Annotated in this window: 17 protein-coding genes; 14 read left to right on the top strand and 3 right to left on the bottom strand. The window is 53.2% G+C overall.

Going from position 1 to position 17,949, the window contains the following annotated elements; all coding sequences use genetic code 11:
* The first annotated feature begins 81 nt into the window (after positions 1-81).
* The 9 genes from secG (at position 82) to lpdA (ending at position 9,420) form a co-directional block, all read left to right on the top strand.
* Entirely contained in the window at positions 82-513 is a 432-nt protein-coding gene (secG, locus tag G523_RS19280; RefSeq protein ID WP_022695464.1) for a preprotein translocase subunit SecG, read from the top strand.
* 59 nt (positions 514-572) lie between these two features.
* A complete protein-coding gene (locus G523_RS0112815; RefSeq protein ID WP_022695463.1) occupies positions 573-2,204 on the top strand; it encodes a CTP synthase in 1,632 nt (543 codons plus the stop codon).
* A 133-nt stretch (positions 2,205-2,337) separates the two neighbouring features.
* Positions 2,338-2,520 carry a 50S ribosomal protein L32 gene (gene rpmF, locus G523_RS0112810; protein WP_022695462.1) on the top strand — a complete coding sequence of 61 codons (183 nt, stop codon included), beginning with the start codon at positions 2,338-2,340 and terminating at the stop codon, positions 2,518-2,520.
* 39 nt (positions 2,521-2,559) lie between these two features.
* A complete protein-coding gene (gene eno, locus G523_RS0112805; RefSeq protein WP_022695461.1) occupies positions 2,560-3,834 on the top strand; it encodes a phosphopyruvate hydratase in 1,275 nt (424 codons plus the stop codon).
* 59 nt (positions 3,835-3,893) lie between these two features.
* The gene (locus G523_RS0112800; RefSeq protein ID WP_022695460.1) at positions 3,894-4,226 is read left to right on the top strand and encodes an FtsB family cell division protein; all 333 of its coding nucleotides are present in this window, start codon (positions 3,894-3,896) and stop codon (positions 4,224-4,226) included.
* Positions 4,227-4,267: 41 nt separating this feature from the next.
* Positions 4,268-5,266 carry a pyruvate dehydrogenase (acetyl-transferring) E1 component subunit alpha gene (gene pdhA / locus G523_RS0112795; protein ID WP_022695459.1) on the top strand — a complete coding sequence of 333 codons (999 nt, stop codon included), beginning with the start codon at positions 4,268-4,270 and terminating at the stop codon, positions 5,264-5,266.
* Positions 5,266-6,663, top strand: coding sequence for a pyruvate dehydrogenase complex E1 component subunit beta (locus G523_RS0112790; RefSeq protein WP_022695458.1), 1,398 nt, complete (start codon positions 5,266-5,268; stop codon positions 6,661-6,663). Before pdhA ends, G523_RS0112790 begins: the two co-directional genes overlap by 1 nt.
* 9 nt (positions 6,664-6,672) lie before the next feature.
* The gene (locus tag G523_RS0112785; protein WP_022695457.1) at positions 6,673-7,986 is read left to right on the top strand and encodes a pyruvate dehydrogenase complex dihydrolipoamide acetyltransferase; all 1,314 of its coding nucleotides are present in this window, start codon (positions 6,673-6,675) and stop codon (positions 7,984-7,986) included.
* A gap of 21 nt (positions 7,987-8,007) precedes the next feature.
* Complete coding sequence (gene lpdA / locus G523_RS0112780; protein WP_022695456.1) at positions 8,008-9,420, top strand: dihydrolipoyl dehydrogenase; 1,413 nt, start codon at positions 8,008-8,010, stop codon at positions 9,418-9,420.
* On the opposite strand, the gene G523_RS19275 is transcribed toward lpdA, so the two are convergent.
* A complete protein-coding gene (locus tag G523_RS19275; protein ID WP_022695455.1) occupies positions 9,421-11,001 on the bottom strand; it encodes an AMP-binding protein in 1,581 nt (526 codons plus the stop codon).
* Positions 11,002-11,154: 153 nt separating this feature from the next.
* Here G523_RS19275 and lipA point away from each other — a divergent pair, with 153 nt between their 5' ends.
* Together lipA and G523_RS0112765 are read left to right on the top strand one after the other, a co-directional pair.
* Complete coding sequence (gene lipA, locus G523_RS0112770) at positions 11,155-12,135, top strand: lipoyl synthase (protein WP_022695454.1); 981 nt, start codon at positions 11,155-11,157, stop codon at positions 12,133-12,135.
* An 11-nt stretch (positions 12,136-12,146) separates the two neighbouring features.
* Positions 12,147-12,605, top strand: coding sequence for a type II toxin-antitoxin system RatA family toxin (locus G523_RS0112765; protein ID WP_022695453.1), 459 nt, complete (start codon positions 12,147-12,149; stop codon positions 12,603-12,605).
* Here the strand turns inward: G523_RS0112765 and G523_RS0112760 are convergent.
* Both G523_RS0112760 and ispF read right to left on the bottom strand, forming a co-directional pair.
* Positions 12,594-13,091, bottom strand: coding sequence for a CinA family protein (locus tag G523_RS0112760; RefSeq protein WP_022695452.1), 498 nt, complete (start codon positions 13,089-13,091; stop codon positions 12,594-12,596). The two genes, G523_RS0112765 and G523_RS0112760, sit on opposite strands and share 12 nt — an antisense overlap.
* 41 nt (positions 13,092-13,132) lie before the next feature.
* Entirely contained in the window at positions 13,133-14,356 is a 1,224-nt protein-coding gene (gene ispF, locus G523_RS21300; protein ID WP_022695451.1) for a 2-C-methyl-D-erythritol 2,4-cyclodiphosphate synthase, read from the bottom strand.
* A gap of 58 nt (positions 14,357-14,414) precedes the next feature.
* On the opposite strand from ispF, the gene G523_RS0112750 reads away from it, so the two are divergent.
* Genes G523_RS0112750 through G523_RS0112740 form a run of 3 tightly spaced genes read left to right on the top strand, consistent with a single transcriptional unit; the run spans position 14,415 to position 17,911 of the window.
* The gene (locus G523_RS0112750) at positions 14,415-15,410 is read left to right on the top strand and encodes a tRNA dihydrouridine synthase (RefSeq protein WP_022695450.1); all 996 of its coding nucleotides are present in this window, start codon (positions 14,415-14,417) and stop codon (positions 15,408-15,410) included.
* Positions 15,407-16,480: a two-component system sensor histidine kinase NtrB gene (locus G523_RS0112745; protein ID WP_022695449.1), complete on the top strand. Its 1,074-nt coding sequence runs from the start codon at positions 15,407-15,409 to the stop codon at positions 16,478-16,480. The genes G523_RS0112750 and G523_RS0112745 overlap by 4 nt, the downstream gene beginning before the upstream one ends.
* 6 nt (positions 16,481-16,486) lie before the next feature.
* On the top strand, positions 16,487-17,911 hold the full coding sequence (locus G523_RS0112740; protein ID WP_022695448.1) for a sigma-54-dependent Fis family transcriptional regulator: 1,425 nt from the start codon (positions 16,487-16,489) through the stop codon (positions 17,909-17,911).
* The last annotated feature ends 38 nt before the right edge of the window (positions 17,912-17,949 follow it).

Raw genomic sequence — 17,949 nt, 5'->3', positions numbered from 1 at the left:
CAAGCTTGCGCTAGGGGCTTGGCTAAACCATTTGAGGGGTGTATCGGAACGCGCTTTGGTTCCGTGGAAAAGTAGGCGGTTATGGAAAACGTTATTCTAGTCGTACATATCATCGCATGTATCGGGCTTATCGGTGTCGTGCTGCTTCAGCGTTCTGAAGGCGGTGCACTTGGCATTGGTGGCGGCGGTGGCGGTGGCCTAATGTCCGGCCGTGGTGCGGCGTCAGCGCTGACACGCACGACTATGATTCTTGCCGCTGTCTTTTTTGCGACCAGCCTCGTACTCACAACGATTTCGACGCGCTCTGCCGCGTCCCAGGGGTCGCTTGCTGATGCGCTCGAAGCGGCTGACCGCGAGCAGGGTCAATTCCCGTCAGACCTCGACCTGTCACCTTCCACTTCGCCGGCAATTCCGGAAAGCTCAGAGCCGGGCGTGCCTTCGGATCTGGATGCTGAAGTTCCATCGGATCTGACAGTGCCTTCAGACATCGAAGAGCAGCAACCCACAGAATAATTTGAGCATAAGCTCAAACTAACTCGAATCATTTCTCGAATCCTGTAAGCTACGAGTCCATGACGCGTTACATTTTCATTACTGGCGGCGTGGTTTCCTCGCTTGGGAAGGGTATTGCATCGGCGGCGCTCGGTGCGCTCCTGCAGGCCCGTGGTTATCGGGTTCGCCTGCGTAAGCTCGATCCATATTTGAATGTCGACCCAGGTACGATGTCGCCTTATCAACATGGCGAAGTTTTCGTGACTGATGATGGCGCCGAGACCGATCTCGATCTCGGGCACTATGAGCGCTTTACAGGTGTGTCCGCACGTCAAAGCGACAACATCACAACTGGCCGTATCTACCAGACGATTCTGGAAAAAGAGCGCCGCGGCGATTTCCTGGGCGCGACCATTCAGGTCATTCCGCATGTGACGGACGCAATTAAGGAATTCGTGCTCAGCGATGCTGGCGACGTTGATTTTGTCCTGTGCGAGATTGGCGGCACGGTTGGCGATATTGAAGGTCTTCCGTTCTTCGAGGCTATTCGTCAGCTCGGACAAGAGCTCGGCCATGAGCGTGCGATCTTTATTCACCTGACGTTGCTGCCTTATATTCCGAGCGCAGGTGAGATGAAGACGAAACCGACGCAGCACTCTGTGAAAGAGCTGCGTTCGATCGGTATCCAGCCGGATGTGCTGCTCTGTCGTTGTGACCGGCCAATTCCTGCAGACGAGAAGCGTAAGATCGCGCTCTTTTGTAACGTGCGATCTGAAAGCGTTATCGAAGCACCTGATGTGTCTCACATCTACGAAGTTCCGCTTTCCTACCACAATGAAGGTCTGGATGCAGAAGTGTTGCACCATTTCGGTATGAAGGGCGCTCCTCTGCCGGACCTCACACGATGGCAGCAGATCTCAGATATTCTGCGCAAACCTGATGGCGAAGTACGTATCGGCCTGGTTGGTAAATATACCGTCCTGCCTGATGCTTATAAGTCGGTCATGGAAGCACTCAATCATGGCGGTCTCGCGAACAATGTGAAGGTCAATATCGAGCTGATCGATTCGACCCCATTAGATGACGAAAACGCAGATCTCGAAGTACTTGATGGTCTGAACGGCATTATTCTGCCAGGTGGCTTCGGTAAACGTGGCGCTGCAGGGAAAATGCGCGCGGCGCGTTTCGCGCGTGAACGCGACATTCCTTGCTTCGGCATTTGCTACGGTATGCAGCTCTCCGTCATCGAGGCGGCTCGCACGTTGGCCGGCATCTCGGGTGCCGGGACAACGGAGTATGACGAACCTTCCGACTCTCTCGTTGGTTTCATCGAAGAATGGACGCGCGACAATGTTCGCGAAACCCGTTCGAAAGATGGTGATCTCGGCGGAACGATGCGCCTGGGCGCGTATCCAGCGACCCTTAAGCCGGGCAGCAAAGTTGCAGAAGCCTATGGCACGGAAACCATTGAAGAGCGCCACCGTCACCGCTATGAGGTGAACATCAAATATAAAGAAGCACTTGAAGACGCAGGCATGATTTTTTCAGGTCTGTCGCCAGACGGTGTGCTTCCAGAAATCGTCGAGCTTAAGGATCACCCTTGGTTCGTTGGCGTTCAGTTCCACCCTGAACTCAAATCCAGACCATTCGAACCGCATCCACTGTTCGCCAGCTTTATCGGCGCTGCAGTCACGCAAAGCCGATTGGTCTGATATATAGTCTGTCTGATAACTGATGGAAAAATGCCGATCCGTGTTCAAGACGGGTTGATGTTTTTGCGATCAGGTGTATTAGACGCGTTTTGGTTTTCCGGGCCCGGCCCGATTAATACTCAGGAATAGACACATGGCAGTTCCTAAGCGGAAGACGACGCCGTCAAAGCGTAACATGCGCCGCGCGCACGATCGTCTCAAAGGCAACACATTTATCGAAGATGCGGATTCTGGTGAACTGCGTCGTCCACACCACATTGACCTGAAGTCAGGTATGTATCGTGGTCGACAAGTGCTTGAACCAAAAGACGACTAAGTGCATTAGGTCTCTCAGCGTCAAGTAAGAGGGACCGCAATGACTGAAATCGTTGATATCTACGCTCGTGAAATTCTCGACAGCCGGGGCAATCCGACTGTCGAGGTGGAAGTAACTGTGGAAGATGGCTCTATGGGCCGCGCAGCAGTTCCTTCCGGTGCTTCCACTGGTGTACACGAAGCACACGAGCTGCGCGACGGTGGCGACCGTTATCGCGGCAAGGGCGTTCGTCAGGCTGTAGAGGCTGTGAACGGCGAGATTTTTTACGCACTCTCCGGCATGGAATCAGAAGATCAGAGACGTCTGGACATGACGCTGATCGAACTCGACGGAACCGAGAATAAATCTCGCCTTGGCGCAAATGCGCTTCTCGGCGTGTCTCTCGCAAACGCACACGCGGCCGCTGAAGCTTCCGGCCTTCCACTCTATCGATATGTTGGTGGTGCAAACGCCTGTGTGCTGCCTACGCCTATGATGAACATCATTAATGGCGGAGAACATGCAGACAACCCGATCGATGTTCAGGAATTTATGATCATGCCAGTCGGTGCGACTAGCATGGCCGAATCAATCCGCATGGGCGCTGAGGTTTTCCACACGCTGAAAGCCAAGCTGCAAGCTGATGGTCATAATACGAACGTTGGTGATGAGGGCGGCTTCGCTCCAAATCTGTCGTCAACTGAAGACGCCATTGCTTACATCATGAAAGCGATTGAGGCTGCTGGGTATACGCCAGGCGATGATTGCGTTCTCGCTCTCGATGTAGCTTCCACTGAGTTTTTCAATGACGGCATTTATTCTCTGGCGGGCGAGGGCAAAAAGCTCGGCTCTCAGGAAATGGCTCGCTACCTTGAAAATCTTGTGACGAAATATCCGATCGTGTCTATCGAAGACGGTATGGCGGAAGATGACTGGGAAGGCTGGAAAATGCTTACTCAGGCAATCGGAGACAAATGTCAGCTGGTCGGCGATGATCTCTTCGTAACCAACCCTAAGCGCCTCGCTATGGGCCTCGAAAAAGGTGCAGCGAACTCGATCCTCGTCAAAGTGAACCAGATCGGCACGCTGACCGAGACGCTCGATGCTGTCAGCCTTGCTCAGCGCAATTCTTATTCCGCTGTTATGTCTCACCGTTCTGGTGAAACCGAAGATACAACGATTGCGGACCTCGCGGTTGCGACGAATTGCGGTCAGATCAAAACAGGTTCGCTCGCGCGTTCCGACCGTCTCGCGAAATACAACCAGCTGATTCGTATCGAGGAAGATCTCGACGAGCAGGGCGTATACGCAGGCCGTCGCACGCTCAAGGCTTAACGGAATCATAACGCCTCTTCGCAACATTCATCGAACTGTTCGCGAAGAGGCTCTTTTACATGAAATTTCCTGTCGTCAGCCTGGTTCTGCTCGGTGGAATTAGTTATCTGGGCTATCATGCAATAGCGGGACAGCAGGGACTTTCACAGTGGAGCCGTATGCAGGATGATGTCCGCGAACTAGAGCAGGAGCGCTCCTCTCTTGTTTCGCGTCGCGACGAATTATCTTCGCAAATTCAAAGGCTTTACTCAGATTCGTTGGACGATGATCTGATTGAGGAACTGGCTCGTCAGAAGTTCCATTTCGTTTATCCGAACGAATTAATTCTGAAGCCTCCCGAATTAACATCCCTGCAACCCGAAAACGAAGACCTTTTCAGTCTTAGCAATTGAGCGGCGAATTGTTATGTTCTCCCCAAATAGGGAGCACAAATTTGAGTAAGTCACCCCGCAAAGCGAAAATTACGACTGACCAAAAGCTTAAATTCTACAAAGACATGCTTTTGATCCGGCGTTTCGAGGAAAAAGCCGGTCAACTTTATGGTCGAGGCCTTATCGCAGGTTTCTGCCACCTATACATTGGGCAGGAAGCCGTAGTCGTCGGCATGCAGGACTGTATAGGTGACGGCGATCAGGTTGTTACCGGATACCGCGATCATGGTCATATGCTGGCATGTGGTATGGATCCTGATGGTGTAATGGCCGAGCTGACAGGTCGCGAAGGAGGCTATTCCCGAGGCAAGGGTGGCTCGATGCACATGTTCTCCCGCGAGAAAAACTTCTTTGGCGGCCACGGCATTGTTGGCGCACAGGTTCCTATCGGCACCGGTCTCGCATTTTCCAACAAATACAAAGAAACCGACCGCGTCTGCCTGACCTATTTTGGTGATGGCGCAACGAACCAGGGCCAAGTGTATGAAGCCTTCAACATGGCGTCACTCTGGAAGCTACCGGTCGTTTATGTGATCGAGAACAATATGTACGCGATGGGCACAAGCGTTGAGCGCCATGCGTCTGAGACTGAGCTCTTCAAGCGCGGTATCTCGTTCGAGATCGAAGGCATGGAAGTAGACGGCATGGACGTTATGAAAGTCCGCGAAGCCGGGATGAAGGCCGTTGAGCACGCTCGCTCCGGCAAGGGCCCAATGATTCTTGAGATGAAAACCTATCGCTACCGTGGTCACTCCATGTCTGACCCTGCCAAATACCGTAAGCGGGAAGAAGTTGACGACATACGTTCTCATCATGACCCGATTGAAGGCCTCAAGAAACAACTCATTGAAGCCGGCGAAGCCTCTGAGGATGATCTGAAGGCAATCGATAAAGACATCAAAGCTGTTGTCGCTAAGTCTGTTGATTTTGCGCAAGAGAGCCCACTGCCGGATCCGAAAGAACTCTGGACCGATGTACTTATCGAATCGGAGGGCGTGTAATGTCTGTTGAAATCATGATGCCAGCCCTTTCACCGACGATGGAAGAAGGCACACTGTCCAAATGGCTTGTCAAAGAAGGTGACACCGTTTCTTCCGGCGATGTGATCGCTGAAATTGAAACCGACAAAGCCACCATGGAAGTCGAAGCGGTTGATGAAGGTACGATTGCCAAAATTCTGGTAGAAGCCGGCACGGAAAACGTCAAAGTGAACAGCGTTATTGCTATGCTGGCGGAAGACGGCGAGGACGCCGATTCTGTGGAAGCGCCATCCAGTCAGCCTGCTGAAACGAAAAGCGACGATGACGACGCCGAGCCAGCACCAGAAGTCCAGGACGAAGTTGCCGAAGACGCGGCAGGTCCAAAGCCTGACTTCAAGCCGTCTAATGACCCGGAAATCCCGGAAGGCACAAGCTTCAAGGAAAACACCATCCGCGACGCGCTTCGCGATGCGATGGCTGAAGAAATGCGTCGCGACGAATCCGTGTTCGTAATGGGCGAGGAAGTCGCTCAGTATCAAGGGGCCTACAAGGTCACACGCGGTCTGCTGGACGAATTCGGCGATAAACGCGTCGTCGACACTCCAATCACCGAGCATGGTTTTGCCGGTCTTGGCGTTGGCGCTGCATTCGGCAAGCTAAAGCCGATCGTCGAGTTTATGACGTTCAACTTCGCAATGCAGGCGATTGACCAGATCATCAACTCTGCTGCGAAGACACTTTATATGTCGGGCGGTCAGATGGGTTGCTCCATCGTGTTCCGCGGCCCTAACGGCGCTGCGTCTCGCGTTGGTGCGCAACACAGCCAGGACTATTCAGCCTGGTATGCTCATGTGCCTGGCTTGAAGGTTGTTGCGCCGTATGACGCGGCTGATGCGAAAGGCCTGCTCAAAGCCGCGATCCGTGATCCCAACCCGGTTGTCTTCCTTGAGCATGAGCTTCTTTATGGTGAGACATTTGATGTTCCAGATTTGGAAGATTGGGTTCTTCCAATCGGCAAGGCTAAAGTCCGCCGTGAAGGTACAGATGTAACGCTTGTCGCACACTCTCGTATGGTCGGGTTCGCCCTTGAGGCAGCAGAGCAGCTCTCCAAAGCGGGATTCAGCGCTGAAGTAATCGACTTGCGCTCGCTTCGGCCGCTCGATACCGGCACCGTGGTAGAAAGCGTGAAGAAAACGAACCGCCTCGTTTGCTGTGAAGAGGGCTGGCGCTATATGGGCGTTGGTGCCGAAATCGTAGCAACCGTTATTGATGAGGCGTTCGATTATCTTGATGCGCCTCCTGCGCGCGTGCACCAAGCCGACGTTCCGCTGCCATATGCGGCGAACCTCGAAGCGCTTTCACTCCCGGGAACTGAAGACATCGTCAAAGCCGCTAAAGCGGTTTGCGAAGGCATTTAGGAGGTCGTCATGGCTATTGAAATTACAATGCCGGCGCTCTCTCCGACGATGGAAGAAGGCAAACTGGCGAAATGGCTTGTCAAAGAAGGGGACACTGTTGCCTCCGGAGATGTAATCGCCGAAATCGAAACTGATAAAGCGACTATGGAAGTGGAAGCCGTTGATGAGGGTACGGTAGCCAAAATCCTCGTAGAGGAAGGCTCCGAAGGCGTTAAGGTGAATTCCGTTATCGCTATGCTCGCCGAAGACGGAGAAGACGCGTCCGAGATATCTGCCCCTAGCGACGACGAACCCCCTGCAAAACAGGATAGCAATGCTGAAAAGCCGGAAGCCAAAACGGAGCCTGAGTCAGCGGAAGCGGGGTCAGTAGAGCCTGAAAAGCCGAAAGCGCTAGCGTCCACTCAAAAGGGCGATGACCGTATCAAAGCGAGCCCCCTTGCGCGCCGTATTGCTGCTCAAAAGGGTGTCGACCTCGCGTCCGTTAAAGGTTCCGGACCTCATGGGCGTATCATTCGAAATGATGTTGAAGCAGTGGAAGCCGGAGCGCCAGCCAAGCCGAAAACGTCAGCTTCGCAGGTTAAACCTGATGGTCTCATTCTGCCTCAAGTACTTGATGACCGCGTTTATGCACCGGACAGCTACGAGCTCGTTCCGCTTGATGGCATGCGGAAGACAGTCGCAAAGCGCCTGACCGAGAGCTTCATGCAAGTGCCACACTTCCCTCTGGAAGTGGATATTCAACTCGATAAGCTTCTCTCTTCGCGTTCTGCTATCAATGCGGCTGCGCCTGAAGGCGTAAAGGTCTCAGTGAACGACATGTTGATTAAGGCGTCTGCACTCGCTCTGATGGCAGAGCCTGACTGTAATGCGAGCTACACGGATAACGGGATCGCCTATCACAAATCGGCAAATATCTCTGTCGCTGTGGCGATTGACGGTGGCTTGATCACGCCTGTTATCCGGGACGCTCAATCCAAAGGACTTCGCGAGATTTCTGAGGAGATGAAAGATCTGGCAACACGTGCCCGCGATCGGAAGCTCAAGCCGCAGGAATATACAGGTGGAACCTTCTCCATCTCCAATCTGGGCATGTTCGGTATCAAATCGTTCGGATCCATAATTAATCCGCCGGAAGGCATGATCATGTCTGTTGGCGTGGGTGAAAAGCGCGCTGTCGTAGCTGATGACGGAAGTATTGTCGCACGAACCGTATTGAGCGTGACCCTTACATGCGACCACCGTGTAATTGGCGGTGCTGAGGGCGCGAAATGGCTGCAAGCCTTTAAGCGTTTCGTTGAGACGCCTGAAGCTATGCTCTTGTAATCGGGCTGAGAGGACAACCAAATGTCAGAAAAGTATGATCTGATTATCGTCGGTTCCGGCCCAGGCGGATATGTGGCGGCGATCCGTGCGTCTCAGCTTGGTCTGAAGACGGCCATCGTTGAACGGGATGCTTTGGGGGGCGTTTGCCTCAACTGGGGCTGTATTCCGACCAAGGCTTTGCTCCGCACGGCTGAGGTCTACCACCAGATGCAGAATGCTTCGGCTTACGGGCTGAAAGCCGACAATGTCGACTTCGATCTTGATGCGGTGGTCAAACGCTCTCGTCAGATTGCAGGCCAGCTCTCGGGCGGCGTGAAGCATTTGATGAAGAAGAATAAGATCACGGTAATTGAAGGTGAAGGTCGCGTTGCAAAAGGCGGCGCTGCACCGAAAGTGATCGTGAAGGGCAAAGACGGTAAAGAGACAACCTACGAGCCTAAAAACGTTCTTCTGGCGACGGGAGCCCGTGCGCGTACGGTTCCTCAAGCTGGTCTTGAGCCGGATGGAAAATTTATCTGGACTGCCAAAGAAGCGATGGTGCCTGACGCTATGCCAAAGAAGCTCCTGGTGATTGGTTCAGGCGCTATCGGCATTGAGTTCGCCAGTTTTTACAATGCGCTTGGGGCTGAGGTCACTGTTGTTGAGATGATGGATCGTATCCTTCCTGTCGAGGATGAAGAAATCTCAGCAATGGCTTTGAAATCATTCCAGAAGCAGGGAATGAATGTCGTTACCGGTGCGAGAGTCGAAGGCGTCAAACCAGGTAAGGATCAGATTAGCGCAACCATAAAAGGCAAAGACGGAAAGACGACGAAAGAGTCGTACGACCGTATCGTGCTCGCAATCGGCATCGTCGGAAATGTCGAAGGACTGGGCCTCGAAGAGCTCGGTGTAAAAGTTGACCGCACTCATGTTGAGGTGAACGGCTTCGGACAAACCAATGTTAAGGGCCTCCACGCAATTGGCGACCTGACGGGGCCGCCTTGGCTTGCTCACAAAGCTAGCCATGAAGGAATTGTCTGCGTCGAGAAAATCGCGGGTAAGAACCCGCATGCCTTTGAAACATGGAATATTCCGGGATGCACGTATTGCCACCCGCAGATTGCTTCAGTTGGCCTGACAGAGGCAAAGGCGAAAGAGGCTGGCCGCAAAGTGAAAGTGGGCAAGTTCCCGTTCATTGGCAATGGTAAGGCGATCGCGCTTGGCGAACCGGAAGGTCTCATCAAAACGGTGTTCGACGAAAAAACCGGCGAACTGCTTGGTGCCCATATGATTGGTGCAGAAGTGACAGAGCTCATTCAGGGTTATGTCGTGGCTCGCCAAGGTGAGCTTACTGAAGCGGAACTGATGGAAACCGTCTTCCCGCACCCGACGCTCTCAGAGATGATGCATGAGAGCGTACTGGATGCCTATGATCGTGTCGTACACATGTAATCACGTTTCTGGCGGGGTAACTCCCGCCAGTTCAAGCGCTTTTTTACTGACGCTGCCATAATCGACTTTACCAGTGCCGAGCACCGGAATCTCTTCCACATGGAAAACTTTACGCGGAACGGCGAGTTCTGAGACGCCGTGGTTTTGCGCCCACGCCAGAAGATCAGGGCGATTTACGGCTTCTGCGTCAGATAGAAGAACGACTTGTTCGCCTTTGCGGGGATCTGGGATGGTCGCAGCAGCGTGCATATTGTCTGGCCAGATCGCTGATGCGCAGTTTTCGACAACTGCTAGCGAAACCATTTCGCCACCGACCTTTGCAAAACGTTTCACGCGTCCACGGATACGGATGAAGCCCTGATCGTCAACAGTGACGATATCACCGGTGTCGTGCCAGCCATCGACAGGCGGTTCCAATACACCCGGAGCTGACGAACGTAGATAACCTTTCATTACGTTAGGGCCGCGAACGAATAATCGGCCACCTGCTTCAATGCCTGGAACAGGCTCAAGCTTGTGCTCCATTCCTGGCATCAACTGTCCGACAGTGCCGGGAACGTTTCCGCCAACAGAATTCGCCGCAACGACAGGTGAGGCTTCTGTAGCGCCATAGCCTTCCAGAATTTCGATATTGTACTTTTTCCGCACCATCTGGCGAGTCTCATCGCGCACACGCTCAGCGCCGCAGACTGAGAGGCGAAGGGTGGCGAGATCACCTTGGTCACCCGCGCGCGCATATTGTGAGATGAACGTGTCAGTCGCCAGAAGAATCGTAGATCCGGTATCGCGAATCCGGTGAGCGATTTCCCTAGGCTGGAGCGGGGTAGGGTGGAAGATGCTCTTAATCCCTGCAATCAAAGGCAACACTGCGCCAACGGTCAGGCCGAAGCAGTGAAACGTTGGAAGCGGGTTAAAGAGGATATCGGTTTCGGGATAGAGATCTATATGTGCGCGGACCTGCTCGACATTCGAAAGAACGTTCTCGTGAGAGAGCACGACGCCTTTTGGATCGCCCTCAGTACCCGAGGTGAACAGCACAACGCCCGTACTCTTATAGCTCGGCGAAGCTTTGAAGAGTGATGGAAAGATAGGGCCGAGACCGGCTGCGATTTTGTCACCCAGAGAAAGCCCTTCGCGAACATCCTCCAGATAGATGATTTCGAAGTCTTCCGACAATTGCTCGATGAGGGGCTCAAGATTTCCGAGTTCGACAAACTTGTGAGCAGTAATGAGCTTTGTAACCTGAGCTGCTTTACCGGCTGCTTTGAGATTGCGGCTACCCGCCGTGAAGTTGAACATTGCGGGTACGCGGCCATACGCTTCAAGCGCGTAAAAGCCGATTACCGCGCCGGCACCCGTCGGCAGCATCAAACCGACATGTTCGCCTTTGTCCGTGAGCTTTTTGAGCGCATTTCCGAGAGCGAAAGACGCCTGAACGATCTCTTTGTAAGTGAGGGTTCGTCCATCACCATCGACAAGTATCTCGCGTTTGCCACCAAACTGAGATTTTGCCTTGAGAAGCGCTGAAAATAGGTCTGTTTTTGCCCTCCCAGGGCGAAACTCATAGGTGGTCGCCGCCATCCGAGTTCTCCGTGTAATCTTTTTGTGACGCTCCGTGTAACATTATGTCACTAGTCGTGAAAGTCACTGAGTGCATGAGTGTTATGCATAAACGCGCAGAACAGTCGTCAGTTTCCACTTGATGAATGGGTAGAAAAGGCTCATTTGAAGCCTATGGCCAAACTCATTGATACGCGTGACCTTTCGACGGCCAAGTCCGCCGACTTCCGTCACCCGGAAAAACGTAATCGCCCTGACACACCGCTGCTGCGTAAACCGGACTGGATTCGCGTAAAAGCGCCTGTCAGCACCGGTTACACCGAGACGCGCTCGATCGTAAAAGAGAAAAACCTCGTTACGGTGTGTGAAGAGGCGGGTTGCCCGAATATCGGCGAGTGCTGGGAACAGAAGCACGCGACCATGATGATTATGGGCGATACGTGTACGCGCGCTTGCAGCTTCTGCAACGTCCGTACTGGACTTCCGGCTGCGCTGGATGTCGATGAGCCGCGCCGGGTTGGCGAAGCCGTTGCCTCAATGGAACTCAAGCACGTTGTTATTACATCTGTCGACCGTGACGATCTCGCTGATGGCGGGGCTGAACATATCGCGCAGACCGTACGCGCAATTCGGGAGGCTGCCCCGCAAGCGACTATCGAGATTCTAACGCCAGATTTCCTTCGCAAAGGCGACGCCGCGAATATCGCAATCGATTCAAAGCCGGACGTTTTCAATCATAACCTTGAAACCGTGCCGCGCCTTTATCTGTCGATTCGTCCGGGTGCGCGGTATTACCATTCTCTGCGTCTTCTGGAGCGCGTGAAAGAGCGCGATCCTGAACAGTTCACAAAGTCCGGTCTCATGGTTGGCCTTGGCGAGACAAAAGAAGAAATCATGCAGGTCATGGACGATATGCGTTCTGCCGGTGTCGACTTCATTACAATTGGCCAGTACCTGCAGCCGACGCGTAAACACGCTGCTGTGGACCGGTTCGTGACACCAGACGAATTCAAAGCGCTTGAAACTATTGCTCGCGCGAAGGGCTTCCTAATGGTCTCCGCGTCACCGTTGACACGTTCGAGTTATCATGCGGGCGATGACTTCCAGCAACTGCGCGCCGCGCGCCAGGCTCAACTGAAAAACACGGACGCTTAAGTTCACTCTCCATGACACGCGTCAGACGTACCATCAGGATCGACCATACGGCCGACAATCTATTCGAGCTTGTATCCGGGATTGAGACCTATCCGGACTTCATCAAATGGATTTTATCCATGACGGTGAAGACGGTGAGCTCGTCTGGCACGACTACGGAGCGTATCGGAACGGCTCAGGTGGGATTTCGGGGATTTTCGGAGACCTTTGCAACAAAGGTCATTTCCGATGTTGAAGCTCGCACAGTTGAAGTATCGCTCGTGCGTGGCCCACTTAAGCATCTGAACAATTCATGGAAGTTTATTCCACGCGGTGCCGCCACCGACGTCGAGTTTTTCGTCGATTTCGAATTCAAGAACCTGATCTTGCGCGCCCTTGCAAGCACGAATTTCGAGCTCGCAATGAACCGGATTATGGCGGCATTTGTGAGTGAAGCGGATCGTCGGTATGGACGTACTTCAGCGTCCTGAAACGCTTTCGAGAAGCATCTCCAACGCGATCTCGACGCTCGCGACACGAATTTCCGAACGTCCGATATCCCCGAAGTTTTCCTGACGGTGTCTGATCGGTGCGTTCTCGCGAGCCAGCGCAAAATGGACTGTTCCGACTGGCTTCATGCGTGTGCCGCCGCCCGGTCCGGCAACGCCGGTGATTGAGATCGCAACGTTCGCCCTGCTTTCCTCGAGAGCGCCTTCGGCCATATATCGAGCGACAACCTCGCTCACTGCGCCGTAATCCGCGATGATATCACCGGGCACGCCCAGCACTTCTTCTTTGGCTTTATTCGAATAGGTAATGAAGCCACGTTCGAATACGGCGGAAGACCCCGGAATCTCAATGAGCGCTGCCGACAAAAGACCGCCAGTGCAGCTCTCTGCTGCGACGATTTTCAGGCGCCGTTGTTGGGCGTCATCGAGGACAAGGCGGGCTAGGTTAAGCACACGATCTGAAAACACGGACGTCTCCCTTGGTTCTGAATGTAAAGCCTTGCCGAGTTTCAGTCGGCTGTCGAGTGCGAAGGAAGGCGGATCGAACAAATTGCCTGTGCCGCAATACCCTCTTCGCGGCCCGTGAAGCCGAGGCGTTCCGTTGTGGTGGCCTTCACAGCAACGTCCGAGACTGGAATTCCGAGAATTTCTGCCGTTTTCGTTCGCATAACATCACGGTGCGGTTTTACCTTTGGCGCTTCACAGATGAGTGTGATATCGACATTGACAATCTCTCCGCATCGCTCACGCACGCGATTGGCTGCAAACTCAAGAAACACTGAGGAAGGTGCACCTTTCCACTGTGGATCAGACGGCGAAAAGTGATCACCAATATCGCCATCGGCAAGGGCGCCCAAAATGGCGTCGGTCAGCGCGTGCCATGCAACATCAGCGTCCGAATGCCCTTTCAGCTTTCCGCGATGCGGAATAAACGTCCCACAAAGTATAACGCCATCGCCGTCTTCGAATGCATGGACGTCATAACCGAGACCAGATCGAAAAACGTGTTGTACTCCGGACAAAAGCTTCTCCATGAATGTTAGATCTTCCTGATAGGTGATTTTGCCGAGCGCTTCAGATCCGCTGACCATAGTGAGAGACAGGCCTTTTGCCTCGGCTAGCGTAAAGTCGTCGGTCGCCGCGCTAATGTCTCCTGTATACATGTCCAGAAGGCACGCCTTACGGAATGCTTGAGGGGTTTGGATACGATAGAGGTTATCTCGGGCAACGGAACCAATGAAAGCTCCTTCCATTCGCTTTAAGCTGTCCGAAACGGGCAGGGCAGGCGCTGCGCCATCATAAGTTTCGAGCGCTTGGAGCAAAGAATTTATTACCCCTGCGGTCAGACCGGGCCGCGCAGCATCTTGGATGAGAACGCCGGTAGAATGTTTGTGATCGATTAATCGAATTCCATTGTATACTGAGATGGCTCGTTCGCTTCCGCCTTCGACCATTTTTATCTTATCGCGGAGGTGCTCCGGCACCTTAGAGAGATGTACCTCAAACTGCTCACGGAACGACTCGTCGATCACTAGAATGCATTGAATGCACTGAGGGTGCTGCACCATGGCGTTCACGGAATGCAGGAACACAGGAATCCCGTTTAAATTGCACAGCTGCTTTGGTAGTTCGCCTTTAAATCGAGTTCCGGAACCTGCTGCGACAATAATACCACAGAAAGTCTCCTTAACATGCTCAGTTTTTGGGCAATATGTTTCAAATCCGGTTTGCATTCAGTATACGCTGTGTTTAGGTGCGCAAAGTTTGTGCAGTGCGCAGATGGGGGTGACAATGGGACCATACGCATTTTCGCGAAATGAGACACCAGTCTTTCTGGCCCCGATGTCGGGTGTGACTGATGCTCCGTTCCGAAAACAAGTCATGAAGTTCGGTGCCGAAACGACCATTACAGAAATGGTCGCGGGTGATGATTTGCGCAACGGCAACCAGGATAGCGAAAATCGTATCGTTGTTGGACATTACCCGGGCATCCATACTGTGCAGTTGGTTGGACGGGAAGCGGAAGCCTTGCGTTACGGAGCGGAACGCGCTCGGCATGCGGGGGCTGATATCATCGATATCAATATGGGATGTCCGTCACGTCGTGTCACAGGCGGCCTGTCCGGCTCTGCGCTTATGCGTGACCCTGCGCATGCTCAGACCCTAATTGAGGCCGTCATAGATGGTGCGCAGGGACTTCCTGTCACTCTGAAAATGCGTCTTGGATGGGACCGCGATGAAATGACGGCGGTTGAGCTTGCGCTCAGAGCGCAAGACGTCGGTGTCGAGCTTATCGCCGTTCACGGACGAACAAGGCAGGACTTCTATGACGGCGAAGCCGACTGGGCTGCAATCAGGCCAGTGGTCGACGCTGTCGACCTACCGGTAATCGCAAACGGTGACATTGTCTGCCTTGAAAGCGCGAAGGAAGCATTGAAACTGTCCGGAGCTGCGGGGGTCATGGTCGGTCGCGCCGCGACTGGGCGCCCATGGTTTATTGCGCAACTCCAGGCGAGTTTGAACGGCCGGGAATACAATACCCCGGGTCTTGGACTTCAAATCGAAAGCCTGGCCGAACAGGCCAGAGACTCCGTCGAACTCTACGGGCAGCGCGTCGGTATGAAGGTCGTTCGCAAGCATATTGTGGAGGCGCTTGAAGGCTGGCGAAATGATTTCGATGTATCATTATCCGCAGAAATGCGAAAAAGCGTTCTGACATCTCAATCACCAGATGACCTCGTTTCAACACTCAACGGCTTTATGGCTGAAGGACAAGTTGCAGCATGATCGATTATCCTGCCGATTCATCCGCTCTTGAGAATCTGAGCAGCCTGGCGCTTGACGCCCCGCTAGCGCTTTTTCAAATAGACGATAGTCAGCGGATACTTTGCGCGAACCTGCAAACCCAGAGTCTTTTGGGTGGAGGTCTCGATAAATTAGTCGGACGTCGCCTGTCTGAAATTCTTTTCCACGATTGTGAGATTTTCGAACTGGTAGATCGACTGATCAACGATACCAGCGACGTCTCAGCTTCCGGCATAACTGTCAGCGGCCCGTTTTCCGAGCCAAAGAAGTTCGATGTCCGGATGAGTATCGATACGACGACGGCGCGTATTAACATTGCGCTACTGCCGCGTTCCAAGCGTAAAGCTCAGGACCCGTCAGGTCTCGCAACATTTGCTCGCATGCTCGGACATGAGATTAAAAATCCTCTGGGCGGCATATCTGGTGCAGCTCAGCTGATGGAACGGTCTTGCCGTTCAGATCAATCGGAACTTCTTTCGCTCATTCGTTCAGAGGCGCAGCGCATCGGTCGGTTAATCGACAGGTTTACAGCGTTCGAACTCTACAACGCACCGCGCTTCACCAGCATAAATATCCACGAAGTTCTGGATGAAATTATTGCAATGCAATCGGTAGCGTCTCCTGCCGTGACCTTTAAGAAGGCGTTCGATCCATCTCTTCCGGAGATTTCTGCCGACCGAGACCATTTGCACGAATGCATCCTCAATATCGTAAAGAATGCGGCTGAGGCCGTGAGTGGCCAGGAATATTCAGAAGTTAAGGTTTCGACGGCCTATCAGGCTGGTATCAAGCTTCCACGACCGGGAAATGAGCGCCGCTATTCTGCAGCTCTTCTTATCAGAGTGCGGGATAACGGCCCCGGAATTCCGGGCGGCAATCAGGAACAGGTCTTCAAGCCGTTCTTTTCAACAAAATCATCCGGAACAGGTATTGGCCTTTCTGTATGTCAGGACATTGCGCACGCACACGGGGGGCGCTTGTCTTTCACCAGTCGTCCAGGACGGACGCAGTTCGATCTTATTCTCCCACTTCAAAGAGAACCTGCAGGATAAAATATAATGAGTCAGGCAACAGTACTTCTCGCCGACGACGATGCCGGTATCCGTCTTATCGCCAGCCAAACCCTTATTGCTGAGGGCTATGCGGTGCGATCGACAACCAATCCGACTGCGCTCATGCGTTGGGTTCGAAATGGTGACGGAGATCTTCTCATCACTGACGTCTATATGGGCGATGAATGCATTTTCGATATCATGCCGGAAATTCGCGCTGAACGCCCGGAGCTGCCAATTATCGTAATCAGCGGACAAAGCACGCTCATGACAGCAATGTCTGCTACTGAGCACGGTGCATTCGATTATCTGCCAAAGCCGTTTGATATCGACGAGCTTGCTCAGATGACGAAACGAGCGCTTCAGTCTCGCGAAGGTCAGAAAAAGCTGGATCGACCGGTACGGGTATCAGATCCTCGACTCACCGAGGCTGTGATTGGCCGATCCGCTGCGATGCAGGAAGTCTTTCGCACAATGTCGCGCGTAAAGAATACGGCTCTTACAATCCTGATCGAAGGCGAATCGGGAACCGGTAAGGAAACGATTGCGCGCGCCATTCATGACCTCGGTAATCGCGAAACCAAGCCATTTGTACCAGTGAATATGGCCGCTGTTGAGCGCGACCGGATTGAAGCCGAGCTTTTCGGCGTTGTCGGTTCTGACGGTAAGGTTATTCCGGGTAAGGTCGCGCAAAGCGACGGTGGCACACTTTTCCTCGATGAAGTCGGCGATATGCCTCTGGATGCACAGACGCAGCTGCTTCGTTTCCTTCAGAATGGCGAGTTTTCGCCGGTTGGTTCTAATAAGGTAGATGTGTCTACGACCCGGGTCATTGCTGCCACGTCTCGCGATTTGCGATCTTTGATCGAAGAAGGGTCGTTCCGGAATGATTTGTTTTATCGTTTGAACGTAGTCACGATTGCGATTCCCCCGCTTCGTGCGCGCAAAGACGACATTCCAGAGCTGGCAAAACGTTTCCTCAAACGTGCGGAAATGGACGGCCTTGGCCAAAAGACAATAGACGCGAAGGCGCTCAAGCGTTTGTCGCTTCATGACTGGCCAGGCAATGTGCGTGAGCTTCAGAACGTAGTTATGCGTATGATCGCCCTTTCATCAGAGCCGATCATTAGCGAGGACCTTGTTCAGACGTCACTGGTGTCCGAACGTAGGCTCCCTAAAGAAAATGGCGCGAGCTTCGAACAGAAACTCCGCGATCTTCTTCGAGAGCACGTTGAACCAGACCTGCGGGCCTTTAGTGAAGGCGAAGGCACGATTTATCATGACGTCGTTTCGATGGTCGAACGCCCTTTGATTGAGCTGGCACTTAATGTTACTGGTGGAAATAAAGTCCGGGCCGCTCAATTGCTCGGCATGAATAGGAATACGCTTCGTAGTAAAATCAACACCTTGGAGATTGCATCTCCTGAGTGATCAGTTAGTGTGGCAATTGTGAAACAGTGTTGCCCGGT

Origin of the sequence: Ponticaulis koreensis DSM 19734 (assembly GCF_000420665.1) — a bacterium.
Lineage (GTDB): Bacteria > Pseudomonadota > Alphaproteobacteria > Caulobacterales > Hyphomonadaceae > Ponticaulis > Ponticaulis koreensis.
Note: the sequence above shows the minus strand (reverse complement) of the source record. Positions and strands in the feature narration are given on the sequence as shown.